We start from the raw sequence: 7,581 nt of genomic DNA on the forward strand, positions 1-7,581 counted from the left end.
AACAGAATCCGGTCGGGATGCCCGCCACGTCAAGGGCTTCCCGAAGATGCGGCTTCAACGGGCCGCGAGGTGGTGAGAGTTGAGATATGACCGGCACGCGGAAACAGCCTGATCAGAACGGGGAGCCGCACGAGGACCGACCCGAAGAGCGCCCCGAGTCCCGCGAGAAGCAGTCCAAGGCGGCACCCGGATCCGTCCAGTCCGTGGACCGCGCGGTCAGCGTCCTGGAGATACTCGCCCGGCTCGGCGAGGCAGGGGTCACCGAGATCGCCGACGAGCTGGGGGTGCACAAGTCGACGGCCTTCCGGCTGCTCGGCGTCCTAGAGAACCGTGGCCTGGTCAACCAGGCCAAGGACCGTGGGAAGTACTTCCTGGGGGCCGGCGTACTCCGCCTCGCGGGGGCGGCGGCAGTGCGTCTGGACATCTCCCAGGAGGGCGGCCCGGTCTGCCGCGACCTCGCGGACGAACTCGGCGAGACGGTCAACATCGCGATCCTGGACGACGACGCCGCGGTCAACATCATGCAGGCCCGCGGCCCCGCGTCGGTGACCGCGCAGAACTGGCTGGGCAGGCGCACCCCGCTGCACGCCACCTCCAGCGGCAAGATCCTCCTGGCCCACCTGCCCACGACGCTGCGCGAGGGCCTGATCGCCCGGACGCTGCCGCGCCTGACCGAGCACACCGTGACCGGGACGGTGGCACTGCGCGGCGACCTGGAGGCCGTCGTCGACCAGGGGTTCGCCGTCGCCGTGGAGGAGCTCGAGGTGGGCCTTGCCGCCGTCGCCGCACCGGTGCGCGCGCACGACGGCAAGGTGATCGGGGCGCTCAGCGCGTCGGGGCCGGTGTACCGCCTGACCGAGGACCGTCTGACCGAGCTCGCCAAGCGCACGGTCGTCGCGGCCGTGGAGCTGTCGCGGCGGATGGGATACGGCTTCTGACGGGCCACCAGTAGACGCCTGACACGAGGGCGGAGCCAGAGATTCCTGGCTCCGCCCTCGTCGCGTGTCGATCGCGTTTCGCTGTGCCCTGCGGATTTGCCAAGGGTTAACTCCCACCCCTTGACGGCCTCTTGATGGCGTTCCCACTATGTCTCTCATAGCGCAACCCGTCGTGCAGTGCGCAACAGCAGAGGAGCCTGGCCGTGCCACACGAGGTCCGTGCCGTCGTCGCCATGAAAAAGGGCGCACCCGTCGAGGTGCAGACGATCGTCGTGCCAGATCCCGGACCGGGAGAGGTACTCGTCTCCGTGCAGGCCTGCGGGGTCTGCCACACGGATCTGCACTACAGGGAAGGCGCGATCAACGACGACTTCCCGTTCCTGCTCGGCCATGAGGCCGCCGGCACCATCGAGGCGGTCGGCGCCGACGTCACCGACCTCAGCCCCGGCGACTATGTGGTGCTCGCCTGGCGCGCCCCCTGCGGAGCCTGCCGCTCCTGCCTGCGTGGCCGCCCCTGGTACTGCTTCGACTCTCGCAACGCCGCCCAGCCCATGACCCTCCTGGACGGCACCCGGTTGAGCCCGGCCCTCGGCATAGGCGCCTTCGCGGAGAAGACCCTGGTCGCCGCCGGGCAGGCGGTGAAGGTGGACCCGGCGGCACGCCCCGAGGCCGCCGGGCTCATCGGCTGCGGGGTGATGGCCGGTTACGGCGCCGCCGTGAACACCGGCCAGGTGGGCCGCGGCGACACCGTGGCCGTCATCGGCTGTGGCGGTGTCGGCAACGCCGCGATCACCGGGGCCTCGCTTGCGGGCGCGCGCCGGGTCATCGCCGTCGACATCGACGAGGCCAAGCTCGACGGGGCGACCCGGTTCGGCGCCACGCACACCGTCAACTCCCGCGGCACCGACCCGGTCGACGCGGTCCGCGAACTCACCGGGGGGTTCGGGGTCGACGTCGCGATCGACGCGGTCGGCACCCCGTCGACGTACAAACAGGCCTTCTACATGCGGGATCACGCGGGTGTGCTCGTCCAGGTCGGTGTGCCCGACCCCGAGATGAGGATCGACCTGCCCCTGATCGACCTGTTCTCGCGCGGCGGCGCCCTCAAGTCCTCCTGGTACGGCGACTGTCTGCCGACCCGGGACTTCCCGATACTCGTCGACCAGTACCTCACCCGCCGACTCGACCTCGGCGGATTCGTCTCCGAGACCATCACGCTCGACCAGGTCGAGGAGGCGTTCGGCAGGATGCACCGCGGCGAGGTGCTGCGTTCGGTGGTGGTCCTGTGAGCGACCGTGCTTCCGCGCCCCAGGCCGCCTCCCCCACGCCGCGCGTCGTCGTCATCGGCGCCGGCATCGTCGGGTGCTCCCTCGCGGACGAGCTGACCGCCCGCGGCTGGACCGACGTCACTGTCCTCGAACAGGGTCCGCTCCCCGCCCCCGGCGGCTCCACCTCGCACGCCCCCGGCCTTGTCTTCCAGACCGGCCCGTCCAAGACCCTGACCGCCTTCGCCACGTACACGGTGGAGAAGTTCGGGGCCCTTGAAGTGGACGGCCTGTCCTGCTTCAACCCGGTCGGCGGTCTCGAACTCGCCACCACGCCCGAGCGCTGGTCCGACCTGCACCGCAAGGCCGGATACGCCGCCTCCTGGGGCATCCGCGCGGAGCTTGTCGGACCCGCCCGGTGCAAGGAGATGTGGCCGCTCATCGACGAGAGCAAGGTCCTCGGCGGCCTGCACACCCCCGACGACGGGCTCGCCCGCGCCGTGCTCGCCTGCCGCGCGCAGATCGAACGGGCACGCGCGCGTGGCGCGCGATTCCTCGACCGGCACACTGTCACCGGCATAGAGCAGGAGGACGGCCGCGTCACCGCCGTCGTCACCGACCGGGGCACCTTCCCCGCCGACCACGTCGTATCGGCGGCGGGCTTCTGGGGTCCGGTGATCGGGCGCATGGCCGGTGTCGACATACCCCTGCTCCCCCTCGCCCATCAGTACGCCAAGACCGAGCCGCTCCCCGAGCTTGCGGGGGTCAACGACCCGCGTACGGAGGCTTCCAAGCCGATCCTCCGCTTCCAGGACCGTGATCTGTACTTCCGTGAGCACACCGACCGGATCGGCATCGGTTCGTACGCCCACCGTCCGCTGCCCATCGACGCGTTCACGGTCCCGGCGTACGACGACAGCGCTCAGATGCCGTCCTCGTACCCCTTCACCGAGGAGGATTTCGCGCCGAGTTGGCAGGACTGCGGCTGGCTGCTGCCCTCCCTGCGCGACACCGGCGTCGCGGAGGGCTTCAACGGCGTCTTCTCCTTCACCCCCGACGGGATGCCGGTCCTCGGTGAGTCCCGTGCACTGCGCGGCTTCTGGCTGGCCGAGGCGGTGTGGGTGACACACTCCGCGGGCGTGGCCAAGGCGGTCGCCGAGTGGATGGTCGACGGGCGGCCCTCCATCGACGTGCACGACTGCGACCTCACCCGCTTCGAGGACGCCCAGCGCTCTCCCGCGTACGTCGCCGACCGCGGCGCACAGCAGTTCGTCGAGGTCTACGACGTCCTCCACCCCCTGCAGCCCATGGAGCAGCCCCGGCCGCTGCGGGTCAGCCCCTTCTACGCCCGCCAGCAGGAGCTGGGCGCCGTCTTCCTGGAGGGCGGCGGCTGGGAGCGTCCGCACTGGTACGAGGCGAACGCCCCGCTTCTGGCGGGCGTCGAGGTCCCCGAACGCGACGCCTGGTCGGCCCGCCACTGGTCGCCGATCGCGGCGGCGGAGGCGAAGGCGACCCGCGAGAAGGTCGCCCTCTACGACATGACTCCCCTGCGCCGCCTGGAGGTGTCAGGACCCGGTGCGCTCGCCTTCCTGCAGCGCATGACCTCCAACAACCTGGCCAAGAAGCCCGGTGCGGTGACGTACACCCTCCTCCTGGACGAGGCGGGCGGCATCCGCTCCGACCTCACCGTGGCCCGGCTCGCCCCGCAGCGCTTCCAGGTCGGCGCCAACAGCCCGGCGGATCTGGACTGGCTCCTGCGTCACGCCCCCGACGACGTGCACCTGCGGGACATCACATCGGGCACCTGCTGCATCGGCGTCTGGGGCCCGCTGGCCCGCGACCTCGTCCAGCCGCTCACCCGCGACGACTTCTCGCACGAGGCGTTCGGTTACTTCAAGGCCAAGGAGACCTACATCGGCCAGGTCCCGGTGACGGCGATGCGTCTGAGTTACGTCGGTGAGCTGGGCTGGGAGCTCTACACGAGCGCCGACACCGGGCTCAGGCTCTGGGACACGCTCTGGGAGGCGGGGCGGCGGCACGGCGTGATCGCGGCCGGGCGGTCCGCATTCAACAGCCTGCGCCTGGAGAAGGGGTACCGCGCCTGGGGCCACGACATGACCGCCGAACACAGCCCCTACGAAGCGGGGGTCGGCTTCGCGGTCCGCATGGACCGGGGCGACTTCATGGGCCGTGCCGCGCTCGAACAACTCGGTTCCCCCGCACGCAGGCTCACCGCTCTCCTGCTCGACGATCCGGGCGCCGTCGTCCTCGGCAAGGAGCCTGTGTATGTCGACGGGGTCCCTGCCGGGTACGTCACCAGCGCCTCCTACGGCTACACGCTGGGCCGTTGCGTCGCCTACGCGTGGCTGCCGCCGCTCGAGACGGGCGCGGGCGTGCACATCGAGTACTTCGGCGAGAAGGTCTCCGCGACGGTCGCCGAAGAGCCGCTGTTCGACCCGAAGATGACCCGCATCCGCCGCTGAGAGCCCCCTCAGGAGTAAGCCACCGTGACGACGACCCCCGCGGCCCCGTCCGCCACCAGCCTGATCACCACGCTGCCGGGCCACTTCTACACCGACCCGGAGATCTTCCGGCAGGAACAGGAACGCGTCTTCGAATCGCTCTGGTTCTGCGCGGTGCGCGCCGCCGACCTCGACAAACCCGGCGCCTTCCGCACCGTCCAGATCGGTCGCGAGAGCGTACTTGTCACCCGCTCGCGCTCCGGAGAGCTGCGCGCCTTCCTCAACATCTGCCGGCACCGCGGCGCCAGGCTGTGCACACAGGAGTCGGGCGAGGTGCGCCGCGCGCTCCAATGCCCGTACCACGCATGGACGTACGACCTGGACGGCAAACTGATCGCCGCCCCGAACCTGGTGAAGATGCCCGACGTCGACCGCACCGAGTACGGCCTGGTCAAGGTCGCGCTGCGGGAGTGGCTCGGCTATGCCTGGGTGTGTCTGGCCGACGAACCGCCCTCCTTCGAGGAGAGCGTCATCGGCGCCGCCGTGGAGCGTCTGGGCGACGCGGCGTCCATCGACCACTACGGAACAGAGCGGCTCGCCCTCGGCAAGCGCGTCACGTACGACGTGCGCGCCAATTGGAAGCTGATCGTCGAGAACTTCATGGAGTGCTATCACTGCGCGACCATCCACCCCGAACTGACCGATGTCCTGCCGGAGTTCGCCGACGGGTTCGCCGCCCAGTACTACGTCGGGCACGGCGCCTCGTTCGGCGAGGAGGTCACCGGTTTCACCGTCGACGGCAGCGCGGGCTTCGAGCGCCTGCCCGAAGTCGCCGAGGACCAGGACCGCCGCTACTACGCGATCACGATCAAGCCGACCGTCTTCATCAACCTCGTCCCCGACCACGTGATCCTGCACCGGATGTTCCCGCTGGCCGAGGACCGCACGGTCGTCGAGTGCGACTGGCTGTACGCCCCCGAGGTCGTCGCGTCCGGCGTGGACCTCGCCAAGTCCGTGGAGCTCTTCCACCGGGTCAACGAGCAGGACTTCGAGGCCTGTGAGCGCACCCAGCCCGCGATGGCGTCACGCGCCTATCGCCGGGGCGGGGTGCTCGTGCCGACCGAGCACCACATCGGGCAGTTCCATGACTGGCTGACCAGCCGGTTGGGCTAGGCCGTGGGCGCGGGGCGCTTGTACATGCGCGTCGCCGTGATCTCCCCGTGCACCGTCTCCTCGGCCGGGTCCTGCTGCGGCAGGCCCGGCCTGAGGTGCTCCTCGACGCTGATGTACTTCAGGCCCGCGCGCAGGTCCGCGTCGTTCCGCAACCGGATGACCAGCGGGAACTCCGCGAGCGCGGTCGTGTCGAACAGGCCGGTGGTGTACAGCAGTTGCACGCCGAGCGCGTCCGAGACAGCCCGCTGGAGCTCCAGGAGGTACGTGGCGTTGGCGCGGCCGATGGGGTTGTCGAGGAAGAGCGTGCCGGCGTGCCGGTGCTTGTCGCGGCCGCGGTCGTTGCTGCGAAGCGCGGCCATCGTGCAGTACAGGGCGATGGCCGCGGTGAGCAGCTGGCCGCCGGAGAAGACGTCTCCCATCTGGCCGACGGGCACCCGCTCGGCGCGCAGCACCGCGTCCGGCTTGAGGATCTCGACGGCGATGCCGCGCGGCTCCAGGGCGGCCTGGACTCCGCGCAGGAGCAGGGTCATTCCGTCCCGTCGCATGTCGGAGTTCTTCTTGACCGCGGCCCGCGTGGCCTCGTCGATGACCTCGCCCAGGCGCTCGGTCAGCGTCGCCTGGTCGGGCTCGTCGAAGCGGACGCGCAGGAACTCCTGGCCCGACCACTCCCCCAGGCCCTCGGGCAACTGCGAGAGGCGCTGGGCCGAGCGGAGCGTGGCGAGCGAGGACTCCACGAGCCCGCGGAGGCGGTCCACGATGCTGTCGCGGTTGCGCTCCAGCTGCTCCAGCTCGTCGGTGAGCACGCGCAGGCGGGGCGCGAAGGCGTCGGCCCACTTCTTGGCGTGCTCCGGCAGCGCGGACGCGGGCAGTTCGCGGATCTGCTGGCGGGCCGGGGTGCGCACCTGCTCGTAGCGCGTGGAGTTCGCGTGCCGTACGAGGATGTCGCCGGCCTCGCGGACCGCTGCCTCGGCGGCGGAGAGGTCGGCGGCGCAGCCGCGCAGGGAGCGCCGGGTCTCGGCCGCGGACTGGCGGGCCTCTTCGAGGGTGCCGGGGTAGGGCTCGGGCTCTTCGGCGGCCGCGGCGCCGTCGGTGTCCTGGTGCTGTTCGCGCAGCAGGTCGCGCAGGAGGGCCGCCGTCTCGTCGAAGCCTCCGGCGGCGTCCTCGGTGGCACGGTGGGCGTGCAGGAGGGTGGCGTGCGCGTCCTTGGCCTGGCTCAACGCCTCGGTGTGGGCGGCCAGTTCGCTCGTGGCGGTGCGCAGGAGGGTCTGCGCCTGCTCGGCGTCGGCGGGGACGAGGTCTTCGGGGAGCTCGGTGTGTGCGTCGCCGTCCTGCGGGGCGAGCCGCTCGGCCTCGCCGCGGAGCCGGCCGAGCTGCTCGCTCGCGGCGGAGGCGCGGGTCTCGATGAGCTGGACCTGGGCCTCCGCGCGGGCGGACGCGGCCTGCCGGGACGGGCCGTCGGAGCCGTCCGTCCCCTCAAGGAGCAGGGCGGCGCGCGTGCGGACCTTGTTGCTGAGCCGGTCGAGTTCGGCGAGGGCGCCGCTCTCGTCGCTCTCGGCGCGGGCCTGTTCGGCGCGCAGGTCCGCGCCGACGCCGACCTTTTCGTAGAGCTGGGACGCGGCGCGGTAGGCCTCGCGGAGGGCGGGCAGCGAGGACTTGGGGGCTCCGGTGTCTTCCGGCAGATCCTCGGGGGCGCCCGCGATCTCGCCGCGCTCGGCGCGCAGGGCACGCGCGGTGCGGCGGGCG

General features: G+C 71.2%; 4 protein-coding genes and 1 pseudogene. 4 read left to right on the forward strand and 1 reads right to left on the reverse strand.

What is annotated here, in order from left to right; all coding sequences use genetic code 11:
- Nucleotides 1–86 precede the first annotated feature (86 nt).
- From ABD378_RS27385 to ABD378_RS27400, 4 genes are all read left to right on the forward strand, one after another.
- Nucleotides 87–938 carry an IclR family transcriptional regulator gene (locus tag ABD378_RS27385; protein ID WP_344524834.1) on the forward strand — a complete coding sequence of 284 codons (852 nt, stop codon included), beginning with the start codon at nucleotides 87–89 and terminating at the stop codon, nucleotides 936–938.
- 203 nt (nucleotides 939–1,141) lie between these two features.
- On the forward strand, nucleotides 1,142–2,227 hold the full coding sequence (locus ABD378_RS27390) for an S-(hydroxymethyl)mycothiol dehydrogenase (protein ID WP_344524836.1): 1,086 nt from the start codon (nucleotides 1,142–1,144) through the stop codon (nucleotides 2,225–2,227).
- Nucleotides 2,224–4,686: a GcvT family protein gene (locus ABD378_RS27395; RefSeq protein ID WP_344524838.1), complete on the forward strand. Its 2,463-nt coding sequence runs from the start codon at nucleotides 2,224–2,226 to the stop codon at nucleotides 4,684–4,686. Before ABD378_RS27390 ends, ABD378_RS27395 begins: the two co-directional genes overlap by 4 nt.
- Before the next feature lie 24 nt (nucleotides 4,687–4,710).
- On the forward strand, nucleotides 4,711–5,838 hold the full coding sequence (locus tag ABD378_RS27400) for an aromatic ring-hydroxylating oxygenase subunit alpha (RefSeq protein ID WP_344524840.1): 1,128 nt from the start codon (nucleotides 4,711–4,713) through the stop codon (nucleotides 5,836–5,838).
- Here ABD378_RS27400 and ABD378_RS27405 read toward each other — a convergent pair.
- Nucleotides 5,835–7,581, reverse strand: a pseudogene (locus tag ABD378_RS27405) (hypothetical protein); the annotation flags it as partial. The gene ABD378_RS27400 and the pseudogene ABD378_RS27405 sit on opposite strands and share 4 nt — an antisense overlap.

Source organism: Streptomyces rectiviolaceus (genome assembly GCF_039533825.1).
GTDB lineage: Bacteria > Actinomycetota > Actinomycetes > Streptomycetales > Streptomycetaceae > Streptomyces > Streptomyces rectiviolaceus.